A 25,927-nucleotide genomic window follows, 5' to 3' on the forward strand; every position below is an offset into this window, starting at 1 on the left:
GCTATTCGGCAGTATTACAGTTCTTCAGACTTTTCAGCTAGGAACTTAGCAACACCTTCTGGGCTTGCTTGCATACCTGATTTGCCTTCAGTCCAACCTGCCGGACATACTTCGCCGTGCTCTTGGTGGAATGCAAGTGCATCAACCATACGTAGCATTTCGTCGATGTTACGGCCAAGTGGTAGGTCGTTTACTACTTGGTGACGTACGTTACCTTCTTCGTCGATTAGGAAAGAACCACGGAACGCAACACCTGCTTCTGGGTGCTCAACGTCGTACGCTTTACAAATGTCGTGTTTAACGTCAGCGATTAGAGCATATTTAACTGCACCGATACCACCTTGGTTAACTGGCGTGTTACGCCATGCGTTGTGAGAGAATTGAGAATCGATAGAAACACCGATCACTTCAACACCACGCTTTTGGAACTCAGCATAACGCTTGTCAAAAGCAATCAGTTCTGATGGACATACGAAAGTGAAATCAAGTGGGTAGAAGAAAATAACCGCTTTCTTACCTTTGATGTTCTCATGCAAATTGTAGCTATCAACGATTTCGCCGTTACCTAGTACAGCTGCTGCAGTAAAGTCTGGTGCCTTGCGGCCTACTAATACACCCATTGTTTTCTCCAATTAGTTAAGTATTAAATCCACATGCCAAAATGACATCTTGGCTAATGATGGGGGCTAACTTGATAAATTCAAGTTATATAAGAAAATTGTGCCTAGTTTATGGGGAGCATTAGGAAAAGAACAATCGAATTTAACGATGGCTGCAATAGAAAAAATCGATTAAAAAAGCCCGGATAGGCCGAGCTTTTCTAGAATTAGCAACAATGTCGACTTCAATTCAAATTATTTGAAGTAGCTAGGTAGCGTGTACTAGTTGTCCATGATGTCGCTTGGCAGATCACTGCGGATCTGTTGCCAAATCTCACCACTTTGGTGGCCGTATTTACGCATTAATGAAATTGCGTTGTCATGTTCGCCGCTTTGCGCCAAATGCATTAGCCCTTGATAAAACTGACGCGCCAGCTCACGAGTTCTGCTATCTGCAAAATAATGGCAACCAATTTTTGAATAAAGGCCTTTAAAGCCATTCAAAATCAATACATAAATTTTGTTGTTACCGGCAATCGCAAGCTGGTGATGGACACGATAATCAAACTCGGAAAATGCTTCTGCAGAATCCTCTAACTCTGCGTACTGCCCGACAATTTCAATCACTTGCTGGGGGTTGGATTTGATCGCAGCACGTGTATAGATAGCGCTAATATTAGTTCTGGCTGACAATAACTGATCTGTAAGTTCAGGCATTCTGTCTTCATCAAGACGTGCCAAGGTTTCTAAAATATTTAACCCTGATGTCTCCCAGAAGTTATTCACACGAGTCGGCTTACCATGTTGAATGGTTAACCAGCCATCACGGGCTAAACGCTGCAAAACTTCGCGCAAAGTGGTTCGTGTTACGCCAATCAATTCCGAAAGCTCACGCTCCGCTGGTAAAATAGAACCAGGAGGAAACTCACCATTCCAGATAGATTCAACAATGTACTCCTCAGCAAATCCAGCTGGGCTTTTGGCTTTGAAAATTCTCATCTAACGTCCACTCAATTGCGACTAAAGTGTAATCTGCACAACTACAATTTACTGATTGTACCAGATGATCTTGAACTAACAAGCAAAGTTATCGCTGTTTGGCTGAGAATGAGTAGGTAATTTTATTGGTTTTTTTGCAATACCCATGTTGTACCTGAGTTCCATCGAATTGGGTTGCCTTATTTCTGTGCCTTCACTCATAATAAGCTAAAAAGAGAGGGTTACCTATGAACTGGATTGGCCAATTGGCTTTTAATCGCACTAGCTGGCTATTGCTGGCGCTATCGGCTTTTTTGCTCGAATGTATTGCGTTGTATTTTCAATATCAAATGGGACTAGAACCCTGCATTATGTGTATTTACCAACGTACGGCGGTACTTGGAGTATTATTTGCAGGTTTGTTTGGGGCCATCAACCCAAGTGCACTTTGGTCACGCTTACTAGGCTTTGCGACTTGGGGCGTCGCGAGTATTTGGGGATTCTTGTTAGCACGCGAGCACATCGCAATGCAAACTACTACAGATCCTTTTGCATTTACCTGTGATATTTATCCTAATTTTCCAAGTTTCATGCCGTTACATGAATGGCTACCGCACTTTTTTGCCGCCACCGGTGACTGTGGTAATATCGACTGGATGTTTGCTGGCCTTTCTATGCCAGGTTGGATGGAAGTGATTTTTGCACTCTATAGCATCGCATTTATCCTAGTGATACTGTGTCACCTCATCGTTTGGAAGAAAAAATAAACTATGGCACTACGCTTAAGTAAAATTGCTGTACTCAGTGACTTTAAACACACCGAGCGACAAGCCATCTTGTCGATTGCACTGTCGCAATTGAGCGTGCAGCAAAAGATCATCATGCGAGTATTAAAACTATTACTGTTGACACCCGTATTTATTTCGCTGGCTTACTTTCAGGGCTGGATTTTATTACCTATCCTGCTCGTTGCAGGATTAATTTACCCATTACTTACTGTGCCTATCGAAATTCAGTTTGCCAAACCGCATTTCGGCAGCGCTATTGAAAATTTTAAGAATGGTCAAGTTAGCTGAATGGTATAGCACAAAAAGCTAATGTCATTTAGTTCTTCACTTAACAACAAAGGGCCGGTTGGCCCTTTGTTGTTTGGCAGCTTCTATAACGCTATTCTATCCTTTAATTTCGCTACCAGTTTTTCGCCTATACCTTTAACTTGGGTTAATTCTTCCACTGACTTAAACTCTCCTTGTTGTTCACGGTAAGCGATAATGGCCTCTGCTTTACGCTTACCTATGCCAGGCAATGACGCTAGGTCTTCAACACTGGCGGTGTTAATATTGATAAGCTGTGTAGCTATTTTTTCCGACACTGAGCCACTATTTATCGCGGTATTTTCTGTGGTGGGTTTATTCGCAACTGCAGCCTGCGAGCCTAACGCAAAAAAAGCCGCAACGATAATAGTTTGTATAGGTTTCATATAGATCCTCCTTGTTAAAAGACATGAGCTTTACTCCGTAGTCAGCTCCATTTAAGCAAAGCAGATCCGTCCTGATAGTCAAATCACTGTCATGGGAAATTAACATGAAATTTTTACAACCCTACTTGCAAATTGAGCAGATTAACATTACTGTATATAAAAACAGTACCCAGTGAGGACTATAATGGCTGTCGTAATAAAATATGTTGTCGAAAGAAACGGAGTCGAGCGTATGACCTTTACCAGTAAAAAAGAGGCTGATGCATACGACAAAATGTTAGACATCGCAGAAGCACTTGAGGTGATGCTCGGCAAAGTCGATGTGCCTTTAAGTGAACAGCAAATAGAGTCGCTGGCACTGGAAATGGCCAAGCAAAAGGACGACTTTGCAGCAGTATTAAAAGGCACTGCCCCAGTGGAGAAAAAGTCGCCAAAACTTGCAAAAGTCGCCGACATTAGCAAACAAGCGGGCTAATCACACCTAGCGATATACTTGGGATATAGTTACTACGTTATTGGCTGCGCTTAAGCGCGGCCAAGTTGGAGCGTTGTTTATTTTCCTCAACTTCTCAACACGCTGTTGCAAATCGGCCACTTCATGAAATTTAGCCTGAAGATTACACACTTCCAACATTCAATCGTTATTGCCGAATCACACGTGTTTATCGCTCTGCATCATTAAATATTGCTAAGTTTCAATTGCATAAAAATTTATATGGCTTGGGGATACAGATTACGATGAGAGTTACTGAGCTGGGAAAACTAACCAATTCTGTTCAATGAAAACAAGCTAGGTCATTTTATTGACGGATTCGTCAAGAGGAACTTTTGAGGCGGACTTCTTATAAAGAGCAGCTGATGTAGAGAAACTACATCAGCTGACAAGATGACGTATCGAGATTATTTCAATACTTCAACCATAGCTTTGACGAAGTAATCAATATTGTTATGGTTAATGCCCGCAATATTCACGCGGCTTGAACCAACCATATAAATGGCATATTCGTCACGCAGGCGCTCAATTTGCGCTTTATTAATACCAAGGAACGAGAACATTCCGTGTTGACGCTCGATAAATGAGAAATCTTGTGCCACGCCGGCTTGTGCTAGGCGAGTTTTAATTAACCCACGGTACTCATTGATGCGACCACGCATTTCGTCTAGCTCTTGGTGCCATTCTTGCGTAAGCTCAGTGCTACCTAAGATAGTAGCAACAATGTCCGCGCCATGCGCTGGCGGCATTGAGTAAATACTACGTACCACGCTTAACATGACTGAGTTTGACACATCAGCTTGTGCTGCATCTTTAGCAATCACAGTACACGCACCAACGCGCTCACGGTACAAACCAAAGTTTTTAGAGCATGAAGAACAGATGATCAACTCTTCAACCGTTGCAGCTAATAAGCGCAGACCCGCAGCATCAACATCCAAACCACTACCAAAACCTTGGTACGCGATATCAATCAATGGCGTAAAACCAACTTCTTTGGCGAGCTCAGCAACAACTTGCCATTGCTCTGCGTTTAAATCCATACCACTTGGGTTATGACAGCATGCGTGGAGTAAAACGATGTCACCTTTTGGCACGGTTTTAAGCGTCGCTATCATGTCGTCAAAACGTAGATTTTTGTTTTCATAGTCATAGTATGGGTATTCTTTGACTGTTAAACCCGCAGCTTCAAATAAGCTGATATGGTTTGCCCAAGTCGGTGTTGTTACCCACACAGTTGCGTCAGTATTACAACGCTTAATAAATTCAGCTGCAACACGCAGTGCACCTGTACCACCTGGTGCTTGAGCTGTACGTACACGGTTTGCCAATAATGCTGGGTGCTCACCTAGTAATTGGTGTTCCATCTTTTGGCAGAAATCGAGATTACCCGCTAAGCCAATGTAAGTCTTAGTGGTTTCATTTTCTAAGCGAAATGCTTCAGCCTTTTTAACGGCACGCAACACGGTAGTATTACCTTGTTCGTCTTTATAAACACCTACACCAAGATCGATTTTGTTAGGATTAGTGTCTTGTTTGAATGCAGCCATCAAACCCAAAATCGGGTCCGTCGGCAAAGGTTTGAGTGTTGAGAACATGCGAAATCTCTTTTAAATGGGGTTAATCACGAGTAGGTAAATAGTAACATAAAAAGGCCATAACACGAGCTACGATCATTGTGGCAAATGTTGAGGAATTTTAATACATGCAGCAATGAAATAGACAAGTTTTTGCTCGTCAAAAAAGCCCTGCTGAAAAGCCTCAGCGTCAATAATTCCGATACATTCACCACTTTCTGTAAAGAGTGGTAAACACACCTCTGCCTGCACCTTAGGATCACAGGTGTAATACTCTCCGCCTTTGGCAACATAACTTGCCACGTCATTGATGACTCTGCCTTTACCAGACATAGCCACTTGCACGTTGTTACTGGTCGCAGCAAATGCTGGGGTGAGAGGGAATAGTGGTCTACTTGGTGCGCCACGATAGGCTAATTTTGCTAATTGTGCTCCAGTATCAGTAGTACGTGTTTGATAAATACCAAACCAATCCACCGCGGTTTTTTGTTCAATAAAAGCGACTATGGTTTGTAAGGTATCTAAAGCCTGCTGCGATGCAGGCGTTTTTTCTAACACAGTGTGGAGCTCAAACGGTTCGTCTTGTAAATGGCCAAACAGGCTACAAGCGCCACCTTCGCCTAATTCCGGAACTTTATAAGACCAAACGCCAGATACCTGAGGCTGCGAGGTCAAAAATAACTCTAATTCCTGAAGTGTGGCAGCAACCAAAGCGGGATCAGCAGAAACACCTGCGTTGTGTAAATAAGTTGAAATCATTTAGACGTCCAAACTGCTAAAATTTGGTCCTTAGCCTATCATTTGCCATTGTTTGTGAAAAGCTCAAATCAAGGAATAAATCATTTCGACTTCATTGCCGGCACCGTTATAGGTAACTGATTGAGCAATTTCCTTCACTAAACTAAGCCCCCGCCCATGTTCGCGTGTCAGACTTTCTGGCTGTGAATCTTTTTTAATAAAGCCTTGACCGGAATCACAGATACAAAATGTCAGATTAGCTTTTTCCGGATCGTACCTGACAGAAATAATGATCAGCGCTTCTTTTAACCGCTTGAGCGCTTCCTCACGGAGTAAATAGAACTCTAAAAAACCTTCTTCTTTATTTTTAATATCCGAATCTAAACCAAGTACACCATGGTCGAGCGCGTTATTGTAGGCTTCCGAGAGCAATAGAAATATATTCGAGCGGTGCGCACCTAAGCCTTCTACTTTGGATAAAATATCAACCAGTTCGAGTACGGGATCTGTGCTTTTAATTTGGCCTGCATTCAAAGTCAAAGATATGTGGAAAGGAATATTTGAATAGGTCAGCTTGCTTTCGCGTTTTTCGATACAAGGTAGGCAATTAAGGATAGCAATACTCAAATCATCCTGCTGCGACAGATGCCCTGAGAAAGCTTTCACTTTATCCACTATATCTTGAGTCGAGATATTGGCCTTTGAGCGAATAGCTGAGAGCAAATTGTGCTCACCAAAAAATTCACCTTGCTGGTTCTCCGTTTCTATCATACCGTCAGTCGACACTATCAAACGCAGTTCTGTATTGACCTCAAGATGGACTAAATTACGCTCAAATTCATTTTCATCTAAAATCCCAAGCGCCATGTGCTGTGATTCTAGAGTTCGAATGACGTTACCTTGCTTATCAATCAAATAAGCGTCGGGTAAACCACCAAGCCAAAGCGATACGCTCTTACCCGATTCGCTGAGCTCAAAAATCGTGGCCGCACAAAACATATTGCCGGGCAATAGATGAAATAGTAAGGCGTTCATTTCTGCAGCAATGTCACTGACAGCCATACCTTTACTGACCATAGTGTAAAACACCCGCGAAGCCGGCAAAGCACCGACTGCCGCTGCTAGACCATGGCCTGTAAAGTCACCCAGCATACAATAAAGCCCACCAACTGGACTTTTGGCGAGTAAAAACATGTCGCCGTTAAACATCGATGCGGGCGACAAATGATAATCACAATGGCTTGGGTACTTACCCTGTTCATCTAAAGCATTGCGAAATATGTGGTCAACGATTTCATGTTCACGTTCGATTTGGTTATAGTGGTATTCTAGTAATTTTTTCTGCGCAAACGTTTCTTGGCTTAACTTGCGAGTACGGGCGTGGGCCTTAATTTTGGCACTTAGAATAACTCGGTCAAAAGGCTTGTGAATAAAGTCATCACCGCCAACAGCTAAACATTTCTCAAAACTTGCGTGGTCTTCAAGTGCAGTAATAAAAATTATCGGTAAATAGACTTCACCGGCAAATTGTTTAACCAAAGGCGCGGTTTCAAAGCCATCCATAACGGGCATCATCACATCAAGCAGCACGATATCTATATCTGTCTCGTGCAAAATGGCGATTGCCTCTTTTCCGTTATGTGCTACAACCACCTCATAACGCTGCTGCTCCAACATGGCTTTCAGCAGCGTACAGTTTAGCGGTTGGTCATCGACCACTAAAATGCGCATAATCAGTCAATATCGAACTTTTTATCGAATCTAGAGATCTGTAAGATTTTCTTAAGTTGTGGTCGGCAATTGGTAATGTGGATAGATGAGACTGTGTCCCCCAAAGTTTTTTTCATATTCAGCAACATACCTAACGCTGAACTGTCCATATAATCGGTTTCGCGCAGATCGATAACTACTTTCTCGGTATTCGCACTCAATTCTGCATAGGCTTGGCGAAAAGACTGCACCAAATTAAAGTCAAACTTCCCTCTGATCTGGATGGTCAGCGTTTTACCATCTAAAGACGCACTGGTACTCAAACTCATCTAAAACTCCTATTCCGCTTTGTTCTCATTGTCCGTTAACCTCCTTAAATATAATCCTTTCTCTGTTTTTCGCCAAAAATAAAAACGCACAATCGGAAATTTGCTATCATAGCGCCAAATCACATTGAGGAGCTCACAATGTCAGACAGCAGATTAGTCTATTCAACAGAAATCGGTCGTATTAAACACGACGAAGCGCAAGCTGAGCCTGAGGTCAAACTGTTTAAAGACGGTTTTATCCGCATTGAAAAGCAAAGTAAAGGCCGTAAAGGAAAAGGTGTAATGTTGGTCGTTGGTATCGACCCAAAAGCCCATGACCTCAAAGATATCGCCAAAACCCTCAAAAGCAAAATGGGTCAAGGTGGAGCGGTAAAAGACGGCCTGATAGAAATTCAAGGCGATGATCGTGATAAATTAAAAACCATTCTTGAAGGCATAGGCTTTAAAGTGAAATTGGCAGGCGGCTAATTCGCCGCCAAACGCTCTTCAAAATACACCAAGTCTTGTTCTGCTAGCGGTGGACTATAGAAATAGCCTTGCACAATAAAGCAATTGTTACTTTGTAAAAAGTCGACTTGCTCTTGCGTCTCTACCCCTTCTGCAATAATTTTGAGGTTAAGCTTCTGCGCCATGGCGATAATTGCAGCAGTAATCGCCATATCATTCACATCCTCAGGGATGTCTTGCACAAAAGAGCGGTCCACTTTCAGCATATCGACAGGGAAGCGTTTTAAGTAGCTCAATGACGAGTAGCCTGTACCAAAGTCATCTATCGACAGTGCAATCCCTAGCTCTTTGATCTGATGAAGCTGAGCAATCGTGGCTTTTACATCCCCCATTAACATACTTTCGGTGAGCTCAAGATGCAGATACTGCGGCGGTAATTTCGTACGTGCCAAAATATCTGACAAGCTTTCAATCAGTTGTGCATCTTTAAATTGCCGAGCTGAAAGGTTGATCGAAATATTGGCCGCACGTTTGTGTGCCAGCATGCGGGTCGCAAAGAAGCACGCCTCCTCTAATACCCATGCACCTAATTGCACAATCAACCCCGTAGTTTCGGCAATAGGAATAAATTTGCTTGGTGGAATATTCCCTTCTGTGGGATGTTGCCAACGGATCAACGCTTCATAGCCGATAATTCGATTCGTTCGGCTATCTACTTGCGGCTGATAGTGTAAAGAGAATTGTCGCTCTTTGATTCCCACGCGCAATTCATTTTCAATATACAAGCGCTCATTAGCCGCAGCATCTAGCTCTTGACTGTAGAAGTGATAGGTATTCTTACCCTTCGCCTTAGCTTCATACATAGCTAAGTCTGCATGCTTTAATAACTGTTCTTCTTCTTTGCTATCAAATGGTGCCATGGTTATACCAATACTGGCACTGACAATGACCTCGTTATTGCCAAGCATTATGGGTACATTTAAGGTGCGTTGAATGGTATGCGCGACATCCATGGCATGCTCACGTTTGTCGATGCCACTCAGCAATACCGCAAACTCGTCCCCCCCTAAACGCGCAATGGTGTCTTCGGCACGTAAACGGCGTTTTAAGCGATTAGCAACTTCAACCAACAAGCCATCCCCAGCGTCATGACCTAAGGTATCGTTAATTCGTTTAAACTCATCCAAATCAAAATAAAACAAGGCAAATGAATAATGTCCACGCTGCGCCAGCGCCATGGACTTACGCAGCTGCATACGAAAGAAAGTACGATTAGCCAATCCCGTTAAGGTATCAAAGTACGCCAGCTCTTCCATTTTGCGCTGACTTTCTTTTACAAAAGAAATATCCTGCGCAGATGCAACATAGCTGGTGATCTGACCACTTTCGTCACGAATTGGCGAAACGCTCAGCGATACCCACACCGGTCGATTATCAGCGCTTTGCAACACCGTATCACCGCGCCAAGCATTGCGACTACGTAAATCAATATCTATGTCTTCAATGATAATTGCCATTTCGTTTGAGACAATTGACAATAGAGGCGCATCTAAAAAATGCGCTTGCTCAAAGCGGGTCATTTCCATCATTTTTGGATTGACGTAAATGATATTGAATTGCGCGTCTGTGAGCACCACACCAGTACCAGAAGCTGCAACTGCCTTCAAAAAGCGATTTGCTTCCTTTTCTGCGTTTTCTTTTTCAGCAATGCGCTGATTAAGGCCATCGATAAGTTTACGGATCTCTAAACCCATATCTTTAATTGATTGATTTAGCGTACCGATTTCATCATCACTGGTTGGCAAATTGTTCAGGATCTCAAATTGGCCTTTACCAAAACCAGATATCGCGTTAACCAACGTGATAATTCGCCCAATCACCAGCTGATAGAGTGTTTGGTGCAATAACATCGCCACAAACAAGCCATACATTACAAATAGGCCAAAAAACTTATACTTGATGTCCTCAAGTGAGGCTAATGCGGCGGAACGCTTTTTGTATACCCCAATAAACCAGTTAAGCTGTTTAAGCTTGCGGATATTAATGATAAATTCGTCCTGCTCAGTGGCGAAAGTCGCATCTCGCTCCATCAAGGGTTTGTTGAGGCTGGTGCGCACTAGCTCCTGTAGTGCTGTTGGCAACTGTTGATACTGCATTAGCTCAAGGCTTGAATTATCAAAATTAGCCAACGTTGGCGACGCCAGCACATGACCTTTATCGTCGAAAATGAGTAACCCATAATCGTTGCCAGCAAGCGGCAATTTACTGAGCAAGTTATCAAGTGCAATATCAGCACCTGTCATGCCAATGTAGCGGTTTTGCACATAGACTGGGACCAACACACTCACAATCCATTTTTTCCAGCTCGCATCAAAATGCACTGGACTCCATACCGCCTCACGAGTGGGATTTCGTTCATCACGTAACAAAGCTAATTCGGAAGGCTGTAAATACTTATGCTGATGTCCACCTTGGAGCAATAAATTTGGCGGTGCGACGCGCGCAAACCCATCATCCGTTAGGAGGTAAAAATTAGCGAAATCTTGCAGTAAAGTGGGTGCAAGAATATTCCATAAGGATTCGGAATGACCAACTAAAGCTCGCTGCTCTGACGTAATACTTTGCCCAGGTAAATACGCTGCCGATAAACCATTTTGAGCTGTACTAATCGCCCCTTCTTGTGTTTCAGTGAGAATATAAGTGGCATGTTCAGCTAAGTTAGTGGCATTGCCAAATAGCTGCTTTGTGACTACCGCATTGGCTTGCTCGGCGACATTAGTTTTATTTTCCAGATACTGTTGAAACTGTTCAACCATTTGCGCACTGGATTGCTTGAGGATTTTTAGCTCTTCAAAAACAAGTAGTTTTTCTTCAGACTTGAGCATAAATGCCGCCGCGCAAATTCCTGAAATCAAACAAATCGCTGAGATCAGTAAGGTCAGTTTCATACTCAGGGAGCGTTTCCCAAAGCGCGATGGCGGGCGTTTATTCCCCACAGTTAAACCCTTATCTTGATTCTTGTTTTTATCACTTTGTGTAAATATATCAGAACCGCTAGTGTTACTTAAGTTTTTTTAATACTGGCAAGAAATAGTAAATCTGCTTTGAAAAACGATAGATTTCGCTTGACGCTAGCGCTTAGATAGCGGTATGTTGAAAAGGTGACTAATTTATCGCTGTAATTAACAGAATATTGGAATGAATTTTAACTCTGTACGCTTTGGTTTTTACTTTTTTAGCTTCTTTCGATGAAGAGGCTTAACTGTTTGCGTACAGAAATCAAATAGCTAAGCCTCCCAACTGGGAGGTTTTTTTTTGCATTGGGAATGAGGACCTATGACAGAAGATACTTTGCAAGCGCTGCGTCGCGATATCAATGAAATCGATTCAGATTTATTGGTATTACTCGCCAAACGCCGTCGCATCAGCCACAGCGTGCTGGAATATAAAATCACCAACAACAAACCGATACGTGATGAAGCGCGTGAGCAAGCATTACTTGAAAAGCTGATCAGCTACGGTAAGTCGTTAGGGTTAGATGCTTACTACATCAATAATGTATTTCAGCTGATCTTAGAAGATTCAGTGTTAAATCAACAAGCCTTACTGCAACGCAGCCTAAACCCAGATGCAATGAGCGATTCCTATCGCGTTGCGTATCTCGGCGGTCAAGGTTCTTACAGCCAACTTGCTTGTCATAAATACTTCAGCCGCCGTCCAGGTAAACTGATTGAAATCGGCTGTGCCAGCTTCGAACATATCACCGGCCAAGTTGAAAAAGGCCAAGCTGATTTTGGTTTGTTACCGATTGAAAACACCAGCTCAGGTAGTATTAATGAAGTATTTGATTTACTTCAGCATGCACAAGTCAGCATTGTTGGCGAAGTCACCCAAAGTATTGAGCATTGTTTACTTGCCTTACCTAATGTTGAACTCAAGGACATCACCAAAATCTATGCCCACCCACAACCTTTTGCTCAGTGTAGCCGCTTCTTACAAGGTTTAGGCGATAACATTCAACATGAGACTTGCGACTCTACCTCCAGTGCGTTGCAACAAGCGCTTGATAATCCAAACAGTGCCGCGATTGGCTCAGCACAAGCAGGCAAACACATTGGTTTGGAAGTATTAAAAAGCGGTCTTGCCAATCAAGCCGAAAATCATAGTCGTTTTATTGTCGTAGCACGTAAAGCGCTACAAGTTTCGACGCAAATTCCAACCAAAACCACTTTGATTATGGCGACCAAACATCAAGTTGGTTCGTTAGCAGATGCCTTGATGGTATTTAAGCAACACAATATCAATATGACTAAACTGGAATCTCGACCAGTGCCAGGTAATCCATGGGAAGAAGTATTTTACGTGGACTTACAAGCCAATACTGCTGAAGCCTCGGTGCAGCGTGCATTAGAAGAGCTCAAAGAGCATACTCAGTTTGTGCGTATTCTTGGTTGTTATCAAAGCGAAACCATGAAGCAAGTAGAAGTGCTATAACAATCCATCGACTCAGTAATATAGGCAGTCACGGCTGCCTATATACGAATTCTTAACTATCTAAGCCCAATCAAGTTAATCCAACACCTTTGCATCGTGTGCTTTATTTAATAAGCTGCGGCTTTGCTGCAAAAACTGTGAAGCGGCGTCTGAGAAATAAGTTTTTGCTTCGCTAAAGGCATCAATTAGCGCCGCTTTATCCCCTCTTTGTAGTTTTTCCAACGTCAGCGCAAATGTCTCTTGATAACTCGCCAGTAACCCCTCAACATCAGCAAACTGCGCCAGCATAATATCGGAATACAACTCTGGTGACTGGGCAAACAGACGCCCTACCATCATCAACTCCAGCTGATAAATAGGTGATGAACAGCTGCGTAATTCTTCTAGGGTATGGCATTGTTTAGACAAAAATTGACCATACACAAATGTAGTTAAGTGGCGCATTACCTGAATAATTTGCATTGCTTGGTCATGCTTCTTCGCTTCCATCGCAACCACATTACCACCCCAAATACCGAGCTGATGTAATAATGGTTCACAATGCTCAGGCAAACGTCCCTCACAAGCGACTATGGTTTGCTTTACCCAGTGCGAAATATCCGGGCCAAACATTGGGTGCAGCCCCATTACAGGGCCTGCATGTTTGGCTTTCATCACCTTAATGGGTTGCTGTTTTACCGAGGTAATGTCAACTAACACACATTCCTTATCTAATTCGGGTAAGGCGTTTACTATGGTTTCGAAAGCGTTGATAGGCACACTCACCAACACTAGCTTAGCACCTTGCAGGAGCTGCTCAGCTTCATCTTGTTGTGCTTTATCCAAGATACGTACTTCAAAACCAGAACGTAAAAACTGCTTGGCAAACAGTTTACCCATTGCGCCTTCGCCACCGACAATGACCACAGGTGATAATTGCGGCGCCACGCAGGCTAGTTGCCCTTGCTGGTTTTCATAGGCTTCGCGCATCATGCGGCGCAAAATATCTTCTATTAGATCGGGATTCACCCCTGCATGCTCTGCTTCTTGCCTACGTGCTTGGATCAAAGCAGCCTCACGTTCAGGTGCATAGAGCGGTGTACTGGTTTGCTGCTTAATGCGACCTACTTCTGCAGTCAGTTGCTTACGTTTGGCGAGTAGCTTGACTAGTTCAGCATCGCAGCTATCGATTTGCTGGCGTAAAGGAGAAAGTGCATTCAAACTTGTCATTGTAAACTTATTTGTACATCAGTAAATTTTTCAATACAGTGAGTCTAACAAGATCTAGGCAGGGATGAAAGCTTTGTGCGTCACTATCAAGGAAATTTCATGGTATCAAAAATGCCGCTGGTTATGACAAGAGGCAACATAATGCGTCGTTGAACAAGGTAGAAAAAAGATTAATAAAAGGTAAGTATGAAGAGGTAAAAACAAAACAGGCCGCTTTATAGGCGGCCTGTTCTGCAGAAGGTAACAACGTATTAGTTAAGTTTCTCTTTAATACGTGCTGCCTTACCAGATAGTTTACGCAAGTAGTAAAGCTTAGCGCGACGAACTGCACCGCGACGCTTAACTGTAATGCTGTCAACTAGTGGGCTGTGTGTTTGGAATACACGCTCAACACCTTCGCCGCTCGAAATTTTACGAACAGTGAAAGAAGAGTGTAGACCACGGTTACGCTTAGCGATAACCACACCTTCGAACGCCTGTAGACGCTCTTTGTCACCTTCTTTGATGCGTACTTGAACAACAACTGTGTCACCAGCGCCGAATGCAGGTACGTCTTGCTTGAGCTGCTCAGCTTCAAGCGCTTTGATAATGTTTTGGTTTACTTTTGCCATTATATTTCTCACTTTCCTAGGTGTAACTGTCTTCTAGCCACAAGCTTTTTCATTCTCTTGCTGAAATTCAGCGAGCAATTTCGCTTGCTCCTCAGTCAGAGCTAGGTTTTGCAACAAGTCTGGACGCCTCATCCAAGTTCTACCTAATTGTTGCTTTAAGCGCCATTTAGCTATTTCTTGGTGGTTACCACTCAGTAAAACTGCTGGAACCGATTTGCCATCCAACGTTTCTGGCCGAGTATAGTGCGGACAATCTAACAGGCCATCCGAAAATGAATCCTGCTCTGCCGATTGGTTGTGCCCCAACACCCCTGGCACTAATCGAGCGACAGCATCGATTAATGTCATGGCAGGAAGCTCTCCCCCGCTCAGAATAAAATCGCCGATGGACCATTCTTCATCCACATAGGACTCGATGATCCGTTCATCTATACCTTCGTAGCGACCAGCTACTAATATCAACTTCTCGTTCGCCGCGAGTTCCGCTGCGCCCTGCTGATCTAGTTTTCGCCCTTGAGGGGACATATAAATTACCTTTGCACCTTCACCCGCTGCGGCTTTCGCTGCAACGATGGCTTGTTTTAATGGTTCAACCATCATCAACATGCCAGGTCCACCGCCATACGGACGGTCATCAACCGTTCTGTGCTTGTCGGTGGTGAAATCTCGAGGATTCCAGCACTGTAACTGGATAAGGCCGCTTTTCACCGCCCTACCTGTTACCCCTTGATTGGTAATAGCATCAAACATGTCTGGGAAGAGCGTTACCACACCAACCCAAAGTGCCTTAGCTTCTTGCATTAAAATGCAGGATCCCAATCAACGGTAATCTTTCGCTCTGTGTGCTCAACTGCCAAAATGACCGTTTCCGGTAAGAATGGAATTAAGCGCTCAGCTTGTCCAAATGCGTCTTTTTTGTGAGCTTTCACAACTAAAACGTCGTTTGAACCAGTCTCCATCAAGTCATCAACAATACCTAGGTCATAGCCTTTGTCTGTGACCACGGACATGCCGATGAGATCTCGCCAATAGAACTCCCCTTCAGGTAGTTCTGGTAATTGCGCTTCTTCTACAGCGATTTCTACATTAGTCATTGCCAATGCTTCGTCACGGTCGTTGATTTGCGCAAATTTGGCGATATAGCCTTTGTTGTGACGACGCCAGTCGACCACTTCAAAGGTTTGCCATTTACCTTGTTGCCCTATTAACCATGGGCTGTAATCGAAGATCCCTTCGGGATCATCCGTAAATGAATGCACCTTAAGCCAGCCCTTAATACCATAAGGGGCACCAAGCTTACCTACTACAATAACCGAGGTGTTTTCTTGACTCATGGTTACACTTACGCCTATTAAGCCGCTTTACGAGCGTCTTTAACTAATTTTGCTACACGCTCAGTAAGAGCTGCACCTTGACCTACCCAGTGTTCAACACGAGCTAGATCCAAACGCACTTTCTCTTCTTGACCAGCAGCGATTGGGTTAAAGAAACCAACTTTCTCGATGAAGCGACCGTCACGCGAGAAACGGCTATCCGCAACCACGATTTGATAGAATGGACGCTTTTTAGCGCCGCCACGTTGCAAACGAATAGTTACCATACCGTCCTCTATATAGATTGACTGTTTTCATTAATAAGGATTGCTTCCCAAAACGGGAAGCTGCGGAATTGTACTAGCTTTTTGACACAATGCAAGTAAGAAAAGCAACCCAAGCGAGATTGAGTTGGTAAAAGTCTGATCACGGTTGCAAAACACGGTTGTAAAACACGCTTACAAGACTCAGTTGCAGTCACGCTTAAAAACATGGCCATAACACTAGGTAATCAACACAGCATAAGTTGGCGAGCGGCGTGGGTCCCTACTCGCCTTTTTCAGTAACTCAGTTAGGATTGACAGGACTGAACGTCGGTATCACGTTGAGTTGACCACGCATTGAGCAACGCTTTTACTAAGGATGCAAGCGGAATGGCAAAAAACACCCCCCAGAATCCCCATAAGCCACCAAAGAACAATACTGCGACAATAATAAAGACCGGATTTAAGTCAACTGCTTCAGAAAACAATAAAGGTACTAACACGTTACCGTCTAATGCCTGGATTATGCCGTACACGATAATCACAGTCCAAAACTGCGCTTCGATACCAAACTGGAACATCGCTACTGCCGCAACGGGAATCGTCACTAATGCTGCGCCAACAAACGGAATTAACACCGATAACCCCACTAAAGTACCTAATAAAGCCGCGTAGCGTAAATCCATAATGCTAAAAGCGATAACCGAGGCTACACCCACAATAATAATCTCAAATACCTTGCCGCGAATGTAATTCATGATTTGCTGATCCATTTCATGCCACACTTGGCTGATTAGTCGACGTTGCTTGGGTAGTACCTGCACCACACTTTGCGTTAGTTCAGTTTTGTCTTTGAGCATAAAAAACACTAATAAAGGCACTAAGATAAGATAGATAAGCCAAGCGATTACGTCTTTTAACGAGGTGAGCGAGACGGACAACACCTTTTGACCAAACTCAATTACTTTAGCTTCAACGGTATTAACCACTACTTTAACCTGATCCGCATTAATCAAAGTCGGGTATTCTTCAGGAAGATGTAGCAGCCAAAACTTACCTTGCTCCACCATAGACGGCGTTTCTTGTACCAAATTACTGAGCTGTTTCCAAAGCGTAGGAATTATCCCTATGGTTAAACCTAATACCAAACTTATAAATAGCACCATGACTAACGCAGTTGCCGCTGTACGACCTAAACCTAACTGTTCCATGCGACAAACCGGCCAATCCAATAGATAAGCAATTACAATCGCAACCAACACGGGGATCACTAACGCGCCAAAAAAGTAGAATAATGCGGCGCTGAACAGCAACATCAATAATAGGGTGACAGAATGGGGATCGGAGAACTTTCGGGTATACCAAGACTTTAAATATTCAAACACAACTTCCCTCCACGACGATAAATATCAGCTCAGACTGCTCAACACAGGAAAATTCGACTTGCTGTTGGTTTAGATAACGAAAAATATCTGCTGTTTGCTGCGTTTTTAGCAACTTAAACTGCACCGGCTCAGATTGGCTTGCCGCCTGTTTCAGCGCCCATTTAAACTGGACAAATAATTGTGGACACTGCATTTGCGTTAAGTCTTTGATTCGATTTTGCTTCATAATCAATGATAGCGCTCCAATCCATCCCTTTGTACTAGCTACGCACCAAACTATGGTTTATGCTTTGGGATAAGTTCAGTAGTAAGGAATTAACAATGTCTGGTGCGCATAATAAAGCCCAACTCCCAGCGAATCCAACTCTAAAAGAAATAAACTGGTATAAAAAGCAAATAAACTGGGGCGAGCTACCACCATTCTATCATTTGGTCGCATCTTCAGTCAGCGAATCTGAAGGCGTACTGCATCATGGCTTTGACAATGCGGTAAAACGTATTTTAGACAAGCGTAACTGGAACTTACCGTTACTGGGTGGTTTTCAAGATGAAAATGGCTTTATCCACTGTGACAATAAACCACGCATTGGTTTACATCAAAGTTTTACCGACCGAGGTTTTGAACTGTGGGCCTTTCCGTACGCAAAAGACATGCAAATTGACAATTATGTCAAAGACAATCGTTTGATGGAGTTTCAGGTGTGGGATCCTCACACCATGAAAAATATTTTACGCATCAATCAATTACACAAATTTATCGCTTTTTATTTTGAACGCGGCGATATCGCTGACAAAGCCTTAATCCTGCATTCACACAAAGTGGTGCATAAAATTATTGCTTTTTTAAAGTTAGAAATGAACGTTGTAAAGGTTGATGGTGTCTCAATAAAAGATTTTTACCAGCTCTGTGAAAAAGACGCCAGAGCCTGTAGCGATGAAGTTGATATTGCCCGACTAATGCTCGGAGACGATATAAGAAAGGAATAAAATGAAGTTGAAACTCATGTTCGTGACCTTGCTTAGCCTCAGTGCTTTGCCATGGTCGAACAGCCTGTCGGCGCAAAGCAGTTTTAATTTGCCCGACTTAGGCACCTCAGCCTTACAAGCATTACCACTAGAAAAAGAACAAGCGATTGGTGAAGTGATGATGATGCAAATACGCTCTCGCTCACCACTGGTTCAAGACCCTGTACTCGATGAGTACTTATCGACCTTAGGCAACCGATTGGTTGCCAATGCCGATGACGTGCGCTTTCCATTTCGTTTTTTCTGGATAAAAAACCCTGAAATTAACGCTTTTGCCTTTTATGGCGGACATGTTGGGGTTCATTCTGGGTTGCTGGCCGAATCGGACAACGAAAGTCAGTTTGCCTCTGTTATTGGTCACGAAATTGCTCACGTCACCCAACGTCATTTGGCACGCCGCATTCAACAGCAAAAAGACAATAGCGCAATGACTATTGCCGGCCTGATCACTGGTATTTTGGCGACTGTGGTGGCACCTGATGCGGGTATTGCTATTTTATCGGCAAGTTCAACCCAAACCGCGTTAGATCAACTCAGTCATAGTCGTAAAGCCGAACAAGAAGCCGACCGCATTGGTATGAAAACCATGAAAGATGCCGGCTTTGACCCTTACGAAGCCAGTGAGTTTCTTACCAAGCTGCAAGAACAGGTGCGCTATAAAAATACCCCCCCGGCATTTTTATTAACACACCCTATGCCGGATAGCCGAATTTCTGATATTCGTTTGCGCGCTCAGCAATACGATAAAAAGTACGTGCCTTCTAGTTTAAACTTTGCTCTTGCCAAAGCGCGAGTCATGGCGCGGTATCAATATGGCTCTGCCAATGCGGAACAGTTTTTTAAAACAGCCATAAGTCGTTCCAGCGCACTTGATAATCGCGCTTTGGAATATGGCCTAGCGCTAACTTTACTCGACCAGAAAAAGCTTCCAGAGGCGGCTGAGCTACTGAAAAAGCTACGCAGTGAAGACCCGAACAACTTATTTTATCTAGATGCCCAAACCGATTTGCTGATAGCCCAAGGTAACAGCAAAGAGGCTGTTACTTTACTTGCACAATTCCACGACCTGCGGCCAAATAATCAGGTGATCACCTTAAACTATGCAAACGCCGCACTGGAAGCCAAAAACTACACGCAGGCTGCACAATTATTGCGGGTATTTTTGTTAGAAAAGCCAGATCATGTATTAGCCAAAGAGCTACTCACAAAAGCATACGAAGGGCTTGAGAACAAAGCCGCGTATCATGAGGCCAATGCTGACCTAATGGCTGATTACGGTGCTTACATGAAGGCCGCGGACGAGATCCAAAAAGCCCTGAATCACGTTGAAAATGGCGATGAAATAAAGCAACAGCGGTTGAAAGCTTTACTTAGTCAGTATCGCCAGATGCAAAAGGAACTCGCGAAACTTTGAGTTAAGTTAGACTTCCCGTACACTATGCAACAGCATTTTTGTATGGGAAGTCATGACATGTCTATTACTATCTACCACAATCCGCGTTGTTCAAAATCGCGTGAGACTTTGGCATTGTTAGAATCACACGGCCATCAGCCAGACATTATCGAGTATTTAAAAACTCCACCAAGTCTAGAGACTTTGCAACAACTACTCGAACAATTAGGGTTTACAGACGCTCATCAATTATTACGCAACAAAGAAGACGAGTACAAAGCCTTAGGCTTATCGCCGCAAAGCTCGCAGGACGCGATTTTGGCTGCCATGGTGAGCTGCCCAAAACTTATCGAGCGACCAATTGTAGTGCATAACAACAAAGCGGCTATTGGTCGTCCACCTGAAGCTGTATTGAGCTTGTTTGCATGAGTCCGCGTATTTTAGTGCTCTATCATTCCAGTCATGGCTCAGTCAAAGCCATGGCACACGATATTGCCGACGCCGTTTTGGCCGCCGGTGCTGAGCCTTTGTTACGTACCTTTGTTGCCAGAGCGTCTGATGATATTGAAGTAACCTTGGCAGATTTGCAGCACTGCGACGGCTTGGCGTTTGGCAGCCCAACCCGGTTTGGCATGATGGCCTATCAAGCCAAGCAGTTTTGGGAATCCACCAGTGAATTGTGGCTCAAGGGCGCACTTATCGATAAACCTGCTGTGGTGTTCACTTCGTCAAGTAGTATGCACGGTGGTAACGAAGCCACGTTGTTAAACTTGTCATTGCCGCTGTTACATCATGGCATGTTATTGCTGGGTGTCCCCTACGACACGCCAGAGTTATCGAGCACGCAATCTGGTGGCACGCCTTACGGTGCGAGCCATGTTGCTGGGCTCAATAATAGTAGCGATTTAACCAAAGAAGAACGGGCGATTTGCCGTGCGGTAGGTAAACGTCTGGTGACCATTGCGAGAAAACTGAAATGACCTCACCTGTTGTAAAAAGCGCCATTACTAAACGTTTTCAACGTTTTGCATTATTTGGCTATGTCGGCTTATTACTGTTAATGCCACTATGGCTATTTGTACTTGCGCCACGCGATGACTATAGCAATGGCTTTGTCTTTGCAGTGTACATTTTACCTTTGCTATTACCACTCAAAGGGATCATTCAAGATAAACCCTATACCTACGCGTGGGCCAATTTTGTGGTGATGATCTACTTTATTCATGGTTTGACATTACTGTGGGTAGCGCAAGACGAATTAGGCTACGTGTTGTTAGAATTGTTGTTTGCAACCAGCATGTTTATTGGTTGTACCTACTACGCTCGTCATCGTGGGCAAGAACTAGGACTCAAGATCCGTAAGTTAAAAGACGACTTAGCGGACGAAAAAGCCGCTCACAGCCAATCAGCAGCCGATGCAGAGGACGAAAAGCAAGCTTAATAGTTTGAATTAATCCAGCGCGTGATAGCCATGCGCTGGATTATTGTTATTGCGTCAGTAACGTCAGCAACACCAGTGCCGAAAGCCCGAGTTGACACACACCAGCGAGCCAGCTTAACGCCACCAAAATATGCCAAGACCAAGGATGACGACGCTGCGGATACAACTTGCCACGTTTCACCCGAGTTGCAGCAATTAACGCCATGACTGCCATCAAGGTCGCTGTCAGCGTAACCTCACTTTTGGCCGCAAAGCTCTCATCAAAAAAGAAAAATAGTTGCAATGGTAAACACAGTAACGCTAGCGCATACAAACCATGTACCCAACTCATCCGCGACAACTGTGCTTGTTCTGACAACTCCTTCAGCGCAAACTCTTGTTCAAGGCATTTCACCATGGCTTGGCGGCGCAATTGTACGGCCAAGCCATAAGGGGTAAGATTGTCATGATTACGCTGCTGTGGCTTATCCCCAAGCTGAATGAGCTTGCGCATCATTTCAAGGGCGTTGCCTTGCACCGCAAAATGCAATGCGGTATTACCATCTTTATCTTGGCTTGAAAGATGAGTTGGGCAAGCTTGTGCCAGATTTTCAATCACCTCAACAAAACCATGTTGTGCGGCAAGATGCCAAGCGGACTGCTCTGCCTCATTACGCACACTGCCCGTTGCACCTTGCTGGATAAAACGCATCGCCATCGTTTGCTTCGCTTGCTCTTGCGACAGTAAAGCCAACAAGGCTTGCTCCAACAATGTGTTAAGATCATCGCCGCTTTCAAGTAAGGTCAGCAAAGTATAATAATCTTCCCCTTTTGCCATTGCAGCAATAGCGGCCTCTTTCAAACCTGTCAGGGTATCACTTTGTGCAGTAATAAAAGGCGTTAGTCGCTCTCGTAGCGCCACCTCTTGCCACAACAACATTACATCGTCAGCATGCAGTTTCGCACCGCGCTCTAAACAAAACAGCAGCACATTAAACAGACGCTTATCATAGAGTAATTTAAACAATGACAATGGCGCGTCACAGTGCGCTTGACAAGCCAAGTCAGAATACTGGCAAAACGGTTCCAATAACGCTAAAACTTGCGCTTCGTGACCCATTTCGAGCTGATTGAAGTGACTGATTAAACGTTGAATATAGCTTTGCGACGCATCGTCGAACTCAGCAATATGCTGAAAGTAGCATGCTTCAAAAGGTTCAAGCGGCTTTAACCACTGCAAATAATAAAGTGGCGGTAACACCGTCGCATTGACGCCTTGCTCATCTGTCGCAGTTTTACATGACGGCCACGCTTCCAGTGCATCTAAAATAAATGCTCCATTTTGCTCAGCCAGTCCTTTTACCAGGAGTGGGTATTCCTTAGGCCAAATAAGTACCTGTTCCATTGCAATAAAATGACTCCAGAATCAATGATGGCAGCATGAACTCAAGCGCCTGACTCTATACTTAATGTGCACAACTTATTGCGCTGAATGTTAGCATATCTCAATCAAGAAAAGGCATAATGGATCAAACAAATATTTAGGAGTAGCGGCGATGAATCAAGAATTTGAGACTTGGCAGGTAATACTGATTATTGCCATGGTGTTAGGCGTGGTATGGAGCAATATTGCACTGTTGAAATACGCTAATAAGTTTAAGTTTCCTAGTCAAAAGCAGGACGAACTCCCTTCAGATAGCCAAGTTGAGTCCGATAAGGACAATAAAAAACCGAGCTGAGTCGCTCGGTTTTCCGTCATCATACGCAGTTATAGCGCGGCGAAAACTTCGTCCGTTTTTGCCGCACAGATAAAGTCGTTACGGTGCAAACCTTTAATAGAATGGCTCCACCATGTCACAGTGACTTTACCCCATTCAGTTAATAGTCCTGGATGGTGGCCTTCTTCTTCTGCCATATCACCCACTTTATTAGTAAAGTGAAGGGCTTGCTTAAAGTTCTTAAACTTGTAAACGCGCTCAAGCATCATAATGCCATCACGTACTTCTGGCACCCAATCTGGGATCTGCTTGATTAGCACTGCTAATTCTTCATCTGACACTTTAGGCGCATCAGCACGACACGCTTCACATTTTTGTGCACTCAAATCAGACATTGACATGTTCCTTAACTGGCAATTTTTTCTTTAGGGGGAAACTTTGGCTCAAATAAGCCCAAGGCTTTTGCCTTTTCAACTAACGCCATGATATCCATTTTGGAGATCTCAAACAGGTCGTTAATTGAATTAATGGTATAGTAAAGTGGTTGCATGATATCAATACGATATGGCGTACGCAGAACATCTAACACTTGAAGCGGCGAAATTTCCGGTTTACCTGAGTAAACATATTGTGTTTCACCTGGGCTAGAAAGAATACCACCACCGTATATGCGTAAGCCGTTTTCAGTTTGCATCAAACCAAATTCAACCGTAAACCAATATAAACGGGCTAGATAAACACGGTCTTTCTTATCCGCCGCATAGCCTAATTTACCATACTGATAGGTGAATTCAGCAAAAGCTGGGTTGGTCAGCATCGCGCAGTGACCAAAAATCTCATGGAAAATATCCGGCTCTTGTAAGTAATCAAACTCTTCGCGGCTACGAATAAAAGTCGCCACTGGAAATTGCTTATTGGCAAGCAAGCGGAAAAACTCGTCAAAATCAATAAGCGCAGGCACAGGTGCAACTTGCCAGCCAGTTTCACGCTTTAACACGTCGTTAAGTTCATGCAACTGCGGAATGCGATTGTGCGGCAGCTTGATTTTTTCTAACCCAGCGAGATATTCGTCACAGGCTTTGCCTTTAATGCACTCTAGCTGACGTGCCACCAACTCTGCCCAAATCTCATTTTCTTCCACCGACCAATGGATAATGCCATTGTCGTCAGGTGCCTTAGATACATACTTGCTTGCTTTTGCCATGATGACCTTCTTTGCAATACGTTAATCGCACCGAGCATGGTTACGGACATGATATATGCCGCTAATTGTGTTTATGCGCTCGCTACAACTTGTTACTTGGATACTATGAGAAAGTAAGGAAAAGTTTAATAGCTGACGCGTCCGCGCTGGTTTGGTACGACCTCATTTTTGTACAAAATACCATACACAATCGTACATATAAAATTACACATGAAGAAATCAGCAAAAATAAAGCCCCGCTAGCGCGGGGCTTTGTATAGAAATAATTACAAAATTAAAAGGCGTTAAACGCCTGTGCTAAGTCGGCGATAATATCATCCACGTTTTCAAGGCCTACCGACAAACGGATCAAACCATCGCTGATCCCCGCAGCTAAGCGCTCTTCTCGCGTATAAGGTGAGTGCGTCATCGAAGCTGGATGCTGAATTAAGGTTTCAGGATCACCCAAAGAAACTGCCAATGTGCAAAGCTTAGTGGCATTAATAAAGGCTTCACCATCTTGCAACGAGCCTTTTAACTCAAATGCGATTACACCGCCCGCGCCTTTCATTTGTTCGCCAAGGAAACGATACCCCGGGTGGCTTGGTAAACCGGGGTAATACACTTGTGTTACTTTGCTATGCTGCTCTAAATATTCAGCAACTTTTTGTGCACTTTCACAGTGCCTTGCCATGCGCACGTGTAAGGTTTTTAAGCCACGATTAATCAGCCACGCATCATGTGGGCTAATCGTCGCACCTATGTCTTTTAACACCGTGAGTTTGATGGTCGCAATATGCTCTTTACTACCGCACACTAGACCTGCCACCACATCGCCGTGACCATTAAGGTACTTAGTGGCGCTGTGGACGATTAAGTCGATGCCAAAGTGCTTCGGCTTTTGTAACAGCGGGGTCAAAAAGGTATTGTCGATTACGCTTATCAGTTGATTGGCCTTGGCAAATTGACCTAACATAGTTAAATCAAGCACAGTCATGGTGGGGTTAATCGGCGTTTCCGCAAATAGCATTTTGCTGTTTGGCTTAAGTGCAGCTTGCAGCGCTTGCGCATCTGTCATATCAACAAAGCTAACATCAATGCCGAACTTTGGCAGCATGTGCGCAAACAGTGCATAGCTACAGCCATACAGTGCTTTTGAAGCAATAAGATGGTCGCCCGCTTGTAAAAAGCTTAGTACCGAAGCTGATACAGCCCCCATGCCCGTAGCCGTAGCTGCCGCGTCTTCCATCTCTTCCAAAGCTGCGACCTTTTCTTCTAACTCTCGTGTGGTTGGATTGCCAAGGCGAGTATAAATATAGCCCGCTTCTTCACCGGCGAAACGCGCAGCCCCTTGCGCGGCATTTTTAAAATGGAACGTAGAAGTTTGATAAAGTGGCGCAGTCAACGCGCCGTGTGGATCTTCAAAGTGGTTTGGGCCGTGGATACAATTGGTATCATCGTGAAATTTGTTCATTACCTGTTGCTCGTTATTATTTTGACTATTTGTTATATAAATAGTTAAGCGAGCAGGCTATAAATCACAAGCATGCCAGATGCACAG

General features: G+C 43.9%; 30 protein-coding genes. 11 read left to right on the plus strand and 19 right to left on the minus strand.

All coding sequences use genetic code 11. From position 1 onward, the window contains the following. Positions 1 to 14: 14 nt before the first annotated feature. Both ACFOEE_RS07600 and fadR read right to left on the minus strand, forming a co-directional pair. The gene (locus ACFOEE_RS07600) at positions 15 to 620 is read right to left on the minus strand and encodes a peroxiredoxin (protein WP_377122804.1); all 606 of its coding nucleotides are present in this window, start codon (positions 618 to 620) and stop codon (positions 15 to 17) included. Positions 621 to 881: 261 nt separating this feature from the next. Continuing rightward, on the minus strand, positions 882 to 1,598 hold the full coding sequence (fadR, locus tag ACFOEE_RS07605; protein WP_377122806.1) for a fatty acid metabolism transcriptional regulator FadR: 717 nt from the start codon (positions 1,596 to 1,598) through the stop codon (positions 882 to 884). 227 nt (positions 1,599 to 1,825) lie between these two features. Here fadR and dsbB point away from each other — a divergent pair, with 227 nt between their 5' ends. Together dsbB and ACFOEE_RS07615 are read left to right on the plus strand one after the other, a co-directional pair. Further along, positions 1,826 to 2,344 carry a disulfide bond formation protein DsbB gene (gene dsbB, locus ACFOEE_RS07610; RefSeq protein ID WP_377122808.1) on the plus strand — a complete coding sequence of 173 codons (519 nt, stop codon included), beginning with the start codon at positions 1,826 to 1,828 and terminating at the stop codon, positions 2,342 to 2,344. A 3-nt stretch (positions 2,345 to 2,347) separates the two neighbouring features. Then, entirely contained in the window at positions 2,348 to 2,653 is a 306-nt protein-coding gene (locus ACFOEE_RS07615; RefSeq protein WP_377122810.1) for a DUF6170 family protein, read from the plus strand. A gap of 83 nt (positions 2,654 to 2,736) precedes the next feature. Here ACFOEE_RS07615 and ACFOEE_RS07620 read toward each other — a convergent pair whose 3' ends face one another. Continuing rightward, positions 2,737 to 3,057 carry a ComEA family DNA-binding protein gene (locus ACFOEE_RS07620; RefSeq protein ID WP_377122812.1) on the minus strand — a complete coding sequence of 107 codons (321 nt, stop codon included), beginning with the start codon at positions 3,055 to 3,057 and terminating at the stop codon, positions 2,737 to 2,739. A gap of 184 nt (positions 3,058 to 3,241) precedes the next feature. Between ACFOEE_RS07620 and ACFOEE_RS07625 the strand changes: the two genes are divergently transcribed. Further along, complete coding sequence (locus tag ACFOEE_RS07625; RefSeq protein ID WP_377122814.1) at positions 3,242 to 3,532, plus strand: YebG family protein; 291 nt, start codon at positions 3,242 to 3,244, stop codon at positions 3,530 to 3,532. A gap of 425 nt (positions 3,533 to 3,957) precedes the next feature. Here ACFOEE_RS07625 and ACFOEE_RS07630 read toward each other — a convergent pair whose 3' ends face one another. The 4 genes from ACFOEE_RS07630 to ACFOEE_RS07645 form a co-directional block, all read right to left on the minus strand. Further along, positions 3,958 to 5,148, minus strand: coding sequence for an amino acid aminotransferase (locus tag ACFOEE_RS07630; RefSeq protein WP_377122816.1), 1,191 nt, complete (start codon positions 5,146 to 5,148; stop codon positions 3,958 to 3,960). Between the two features lie 75 nt (positions 5,149 to 5,223). Beyond that, complete coding sequence (locus tag ACFOEE_RS07635; RefSeq protein ID WP_377122818.1) at positions 5,224 to 5,886, minus strand: GAF domain-containing protein; 663 nt, start codon at positions 5,884 to 5,886, stop codon at positions 5,224 to 5,226. A gap of 63 nt (positions 5,887 to 5,949) precedes the next feature. Then, positions 5,950 to 7,596, minus strand: coding sequence for an ATP-binding SpoIIE family protein phosphatase (locus ACFOEE_RS07640; RefSeq protein ID WP_377122820.1), 1,647 nt, complete (start codon positions 7,594 to 7,596; stop codon positions 5,950 to 5,952). Positions 7,597 to 7,598: 2 nt separating this feature from the next. Beyond that, positions 7,599 to 7,904, minus strand: coding sequence for an STAS domain-containing protein (locus ACFOEE_RS07645; RefSeq protein ID WP_377122822.1), 306 nt, complete (start codon positions 7,902 to 7,904; stop codon positions 7,599 to 7,601). 138 nt (positions 7,905 to 8,042) lie between these two features. On the opposite strand from ACFOEE_RS07645, the gene ACFOEE_RS07650 reads away from it, so the two are divergent. After that, on the plus strand, positions 8,043 to 8,372 hold the full coding sequence (locus tag ACFOEE_RS07650) for a stress response translation initiation inhibitor YciH (protein WP_377122824.1): 330 nt from the start codon (positions 8,043 to 8,045) through the stop codon (positions 8,370 to 8,372). Here the strand turns inward: ACFOEE_RS07650 and ACFOEE_RS07655 are convergent. After that, positions 8,369 to 11,299: a bifunctional diguanylate cyclase/phosphodiesterase gene (locus ACFOEE_RS07655; protein ID WP_377122826.1), complete on the minus strand. Its 2,931-nt coding sequence runs from the start codon at positions 11,297 to 11,299 to the stop codon at positions 8,369 to 8,371. The genes ACFOEE_RS07650 and ACFOEE_RS07655 overlap by 4 nt on opposite strands. A 388-nt stretch (positions 11,300 to 11,687) precedes the next feature. Here ACFOEE_RS07655 and ACFOEE_RS07660 point away from each other — a divergent pair, with 388 nt between their 5' ends. After that, entirely contained in the window at positions 11,688 to 12,845 is a 1,158-nt protein-coding gene (locus ACFOEE_RS07660) for a chorismate mutase (protein WP_377122828.1), read from the plus strand. A gap of 75 nt (positions 12,846 to 12,920) precedes the next feature. Here the strand turns inward: ACFOEE_RS07660 and tyrA are convergent, their stop codons facing one another. The 7 genes from tyrA to ACFOEE_RS07695 all read right to left on the minus strand — a co-directional run bounded on the left by tyrA (position 12,921) and on the right by ACFOEE_RS07695 (position 17,852). Continuing rightward, positions 12,921 to 14,054, minus strand: a complete 1,134-nt coding sequence (gene tyrA / locus ACFOEE_RS07665; protein ID WP_377122830.1) for a bifunctional chorismate mutase/prephenate dehydrogenase — start codon at positions 14,052 to 14,054, stop codon at positions 12,921 to 12,923. A gap of 251 nt (positions 14,055 to 14,305) precedes the next feature. Beyond that, a complete protein-coding gene (gene rplS / locus ACFOEE_RS07670) occupies positions 14,306 to 14,665 on the minus strand; it encodes a 50S ribosomal protein L19 (protein ID WP_377122832.1) in 360 nt (119 codons plus the stop codon). A 33-nt stretch (positions 14,666 to 14,698) separates the two neighbouring features. Beyond that, complete coding sequence (trmD, locus tag ACFOEE_RS07675; RefSeq protein ID WP_377122834.1) at positions 14,699 to 15,466, minus strand: tRNA (guanosine(37)-N1)-methyltransferase TrmD; 768 nt, start codon at positions 15,464 to 15,466, stop codon at positions 14,699 to 14,701. After that, positions 15,466 to 15,999: a ribosome maturation factor RimM gene (gene rimM / locus ACFOEE_RS07680; protein ID WP_377122836.1), complete on the minus strand. Its 534-nt coding sequence runs from the start codon at positions 15,997 to 15,999 to the stop codon at positions 15,466 to 15,468. The genes trmD and rimM overlap by 1 nt, the downstream gene beginning before the upstream one ends. A gap of 17 nt (positions 16,000 to 16,016) precedes the next feature. Next, on the minus strand, positions 16,017 to 16,265 hold the full coding sequence (gene rpsP, locus ACFOEE_RS07685) for a 30S ribosomal protein S16 (protein WP_208843602.1): 249 nt from the start codon (positions 16,263 to 16,265) through the stop codon (positions 16,017 to 16,019). 284 nt (positions 16,266 to 16,549) lie between these two features. Beyond that, a complete protein-coding gene (locus tag ACFOEE_RS07690; RefSeq protein WP_377122838.1) occupies positions 16,550 to 17,626 on the minus strand; it encodes an AI-2E family transporter in 1,077 nt (358 codons plus the stop codon). Further along, entirely contained in the window at positions 17,619 to 17,852 is a 234-nt protein-coding gene (locus ACFOEE_RS07695; protein WP_377122840.1) for a hypothetical protein, read from the minus strand. Before ACFOEE_RS07695 ends, ACFOEE_RS07690 begins: the two co-directional genes overlap by 8 nt. Positions 17,853 to 17,947: 95 nt before the next feature. Between ACFOEE_RS07695 and ACFOEE_RS07700 the strand changes: the two genes are divergently transcribed. The 5 genes from ACFOEE_RS07700 to ACFOEE_RS07720 are packed head-to-tail and all read left to right on the plus strand — an operon-like array spanning position 17,948 to position 21,486. Further along, entirely contained in the window at positions 17,948 to 18,613 is a 666-nt protein-coding gene (locus tag ACFOEE_RS07700) for a hypothetical protein (protein ID WP_377122842.1), read from the plus strand. A gap of 1 nt (position 18,614) precedes the next feature. After that, positions 18,615 to 20,066, plus strand: coding sequence for a beta-barrel assembly-enhancing protease (gene bepA / locus ACFOEE_RS07705; RefSeq protein ID WP_377122844.1), 1,452 nt, complete (start codon positions 18,615 to 18,617; stop codon positions 20,064 to 20,066). Positions 20,067 to 20,123: 57 nt separating this feature from the next. Then, positions 20,124 to 20,474, plus strand: a complete 351-nt coding sequence (gene arsC, locus ACFOEE_RS07710; protein ID WP_377122846.1) for an arsenate reductase (glutaredoxin) — start codon at positions 20,124 to 20,126, stop codon at positions 20,472 to 20,474. Continuing rightward, the gene (gene wrbA / locus ACFOEE_RS07715; protein ID WP_377122848.1) at positions 20,471 to 21,025 is read left to right on the plus strand and encodes an NAD(P)H:quinone oxidoreductase; all 555 of its coding nucleotides are present in this window, start codon (positions 20,471 to 20,473) and stop codon (positions 21,023 to 21,025) included. Before arsC ends, wrbA begins: the two co-directional genes overlap by 4 nt. After that, the gene (locus ACFOEE_RS07720) at positions 21,022 to 21,486 is read left to right on the plus strand and encodes a DUF2069 domain-containing protein (RefSeq protein WP_377122850.1); all 465 of its coding nucleotides are present in this window, start codon (positions 21,022 to 21,024) and stop codon (positions 21,484 to 21,486) included. The genes wrbA and ACFOEE_RS07720 overlap by 4 nt, the downstream gene beginning before the upstream one ends. A gap of 46 nt (positions 21,487 to 21,532) precedes the next feature. On the opposite strand, the gene ACFOEE_RS07725 is transcribed toward ACFOEE_RS07720, so the two are convergent. Further along, positions 21,533 to 22,870, minus strand: a complete 1,338-nt coding sequence (locus ACFOEE_RS07725) for an ankyrin repeat domain-containing protein (protein ID WP_377122852.1) — start codon at positions 22,868 to 22,870, stop codon at positions 21,533 to 21,535. Positions 22,871 to 23,021: 151 nt separating this feature from the next. Here ACFOEE_RS07725 and ACFOEE_RS07730 point away from each other — a divergent pair, with 151 nt between their 5' ends. Continuing rightward, positions 23,022 to 23,204: a DUF2897 family protein gene (locus tag ACFOEE_RS07730; RefSeq protein ID WP_377122854.1), complete on the plus strand. Its 183-nt coding sequence runs from the start codon at positions 23,022 to 23,024 to the stop codon at positions 23,202 to 23,204. Between the two features lie 29 nt (positions 23,205 to 23,233). Here ACFOEE_RS07730 and ACFOEE_RS07735 read toward each other — a convergent pair whose 3' ends face one another. The 3 genes from ACFOEE_RS07735 to megL form a co-directional block, all read right to left on the minus strand. Further along, positions 23,234 to 23,578, minus strand: coding sequence for a 4a-hydroxytetrahydrobiopterin dehydratase (locus tag ACFOEE_RS07735; RefSeq protein WP_377122856.1), 345 nt, complete (start codon positions 23,576 to 23,578; stop codon positions 23,234 to 23,236). Positions 23,579 to 23,589: 11 nt separating this feature from the next. Then, positions 23,590 to 24,387, minus strand: coding sequence for a phenylalanine 4-monooxygenase (gene phhA / locus ACFOEE_RS07740; RefSeq protein WP_377122858.1), 798 nt, complete (start codon positions 24,385 to 24,387; stop codon positions 23,590 to 23,592). A 274-nt stretch (positions 24,388 to 24,661) separates the two neighbouring features. Beyond that, positions 24,662 to 25,840, minus strand: a complete 1,179-nt coding sequence (megL, locus tag ACFOEE_RS07745) for a methionine gamma-lyase (protein WP_377122860.1) — start codon at positions 25,838 to 25,840, stop codon at positions 24,662 to 24,664. Positions 25,841 to 25,927: the final 87 nt, after the last annotated feature.

The organism is Pseudoalteromonas fenneropenaei, assembly GCF_042643375.1.
Lineage (GTDB): Bacteria > Pseudomonadota > Gammaproteobacteria > Enterobacterales > Alteromonadaceae > Pseudoalteromonas > Pseudoalteromonas fenneropenaei.

Bases quoted from the DNA above. Each gene is read 5' to 3' on its own strand.
- tyrA (WP_377122830.1), bottom strand. From the start codon at position 14,054: ATGACAAGTTTGAATGCACTTTCTCCTTTACGCCAGCAAATCGATAGC.
- megL (WP_377122860.1), bottom strand. From the start codon at position 25,840: ATGAACAAATTTCACGATGATACCAATTGTATCCACGGCCCAAACCAC.
- ACFOEE_RS07625 (WP_377122814.1), top strand. From the start codon at position 3,242: ATGGCTGTCGTAATAAAATATGTTGTCGAAAGAAACGGAGTCGAGCGT.
- rplS (WP_377122832.1), bottom strand. From the start codon at position 14,665: ATGGCAAAAGTAAACCAAAACATTATCAAAGCGCTTGAAGCTGAGCAG.
- ACFOEE_RS07730 (WP_377122854.1), top strand. From the start codon at position 23,022: ATGAATCAAGAATTTGAGACTTGGCAGGTAATACTGATTATTGCCATG.
- ACFOEE_RS07620 (WP_377122812.1), bottom strand. From the start codon at position 3,057: ATGAAACCTATACAAACTATTATCGTTGCGGCTTTTTTTGCGTTAGGC.
- ACFOEE_RS07600 (WP_377122804.1), bottom strand. From the start codon at position 620: ATGGGTGTATTAGTAGGCCGCAAGGCACCAGACTTTACTGCAGCAGCT.
- phhA (WP_377122858.1), bottom strand. From the start codon at position 24,387: ATGGCAAAAGCAAGCAAGTATGTATCTAAGGCACCTGACGACAATGGC.
- ACFOEE_RS07635 (WP_377122818.1), bottom strand. From the start codon at position 5,886: ATGATTTCAACTTATTTACACAACGCAGGTGTTTCTGCTGATCCCGCT.
- ACFOEE_RS07645 (WP_377122822.1), bottom strand. From the start codon at position 7,904: ATGAGTTTGAGTACCAGTGCGTCTTTAGATGGTAAAACGCTGACCATC.
- ACFOEE_RS07615 (WP_377122810.1), top strand. From the start codon at position 2,348: ATGGCACTACGCTTAAGTAAAATTGCTGTACTCAGTGACTTTAAACAC.
- ACFOEE_RS07700 (WP_377122842.1), top strand. From the start codon at position 17,948: ATGTCTGGTGCGCATAATAAAGCCCAACTCCCAGCGAATCCAACTCTA.
- ACFOEE_RS07720 (WP_377122850.1), top strand. From the start codon at position 21,022: ATGACCTCACCTGTTGTAAAAAGCGCCATTACTAAACGTTTTCAACGT.
- ACFOEE_RS07640 (WP_377122820.1), bottom strand. From the start codon at position 7,596: ATGCGCATTTTAGTGGTCGATGACCAACCGCTAAACTGTACGCTGCTG.
- arsC (WP_377122846.1), top strand. From the start codon at position 20,124: ATGTCTATTACTATCTACCACAATCCGCGTTGTTCAAAATCGCGTGAG.
- ACFOEE_RS07650 (WP_377122824.1), top strand. From the start codon at position 8,043: ATGTCAGACAGCAGATTAGTCTATTCAACAGAAATCGGTCGTATTAAA.
- rimM (WP_377122836.1), bottom strand. From the start codon at position 15,999: ATGAGTCAAGAAAACACCTCGGTTATTGTAGTAGGTAAGCTTGGTGCC.
- rpsP (WP_208843602.1), bottom strand. From the start codon at position 16,265: ATGGTAACTATTCGTTTGCAACGTGGCGGCGCTAAAAAGCGTCCATTC.
- trmD (WP_377122834.1), bottom strand. From the start codon at position 15,466: ATGCAAGAAGCTAAGGCACTTTGGGTTGGTGTGGTAACGCTCTTCCCA.
- ACFOEE_RS07725 (WP_377122852.1), bottom strand. From the start codon at position 22,870: ATGGAACAGGTACTTATTTGGCCTAAGGAATACCCACTCCTGGTAAAA.
- wrbA (WP_377122848.1), top strand. From the start codon at position 20,471: ATGAGTCCGCGTATTTTAGTGCTCTATCATTCCAGTCATGGCTCAGTC.
- ACFOEE_RS07630 (WP_377122816.1), bottom strand. From the start codon at position 5,148: ATGTTCTCAACACTCAAACCTTTGCCGACGGACCCGATTTTGGGTTTG.
- ACFOEE_RS07695 (WP_377122840.1), bottom strand. From the start codon at position 17,852: ATGAAGCAAAATCGAATCAAAGACTTAACGCAAATGCAGTGTCCACAA.
- dsbB (WP_377122808.1), top strand. From the start codon at position 1,826: ATGAACTGGATTGGCCAATTGGCTTTTAATCGCACTAGCTGGCTATTG.
- ACFOEE_RS07735 (WP_377122856.1), bottom strand. From the start codon at position 23,578: ATGTCTGATTTGAGTGCACAAAAATGTGAAGCGTGTCGTGCTGATGCG.
- fadR (WP_377122806.1), bottom strand. From the start codon at position 1,598: ATGAGAATTTTCAAAGCCAAAAGCCCAGCTGGATTTGCTGAGGAGTAC.
- ACFOEE_RS07660 (WP_377122828.1), top strand. From the start codon at position 11,688: ATGACAGAAGATACTTTGCAAGCGCTGCGTCGCGATATCAATGAAATC.
- ACFOEE_RS07655 (WP_377122826.1), bottom strand. From the start codon at position 11,299: ATGAAACTGACCTTACTGATCTCAGCGATTTGTTTGATTTCAGGAATT.
- bepA (WP_377122844.1), top strand. From the start codon at position 18,615: ATGAAGTTGAAACTCATGTTCGTGACCTTGCTTAGCCTCAGTGCTTTG.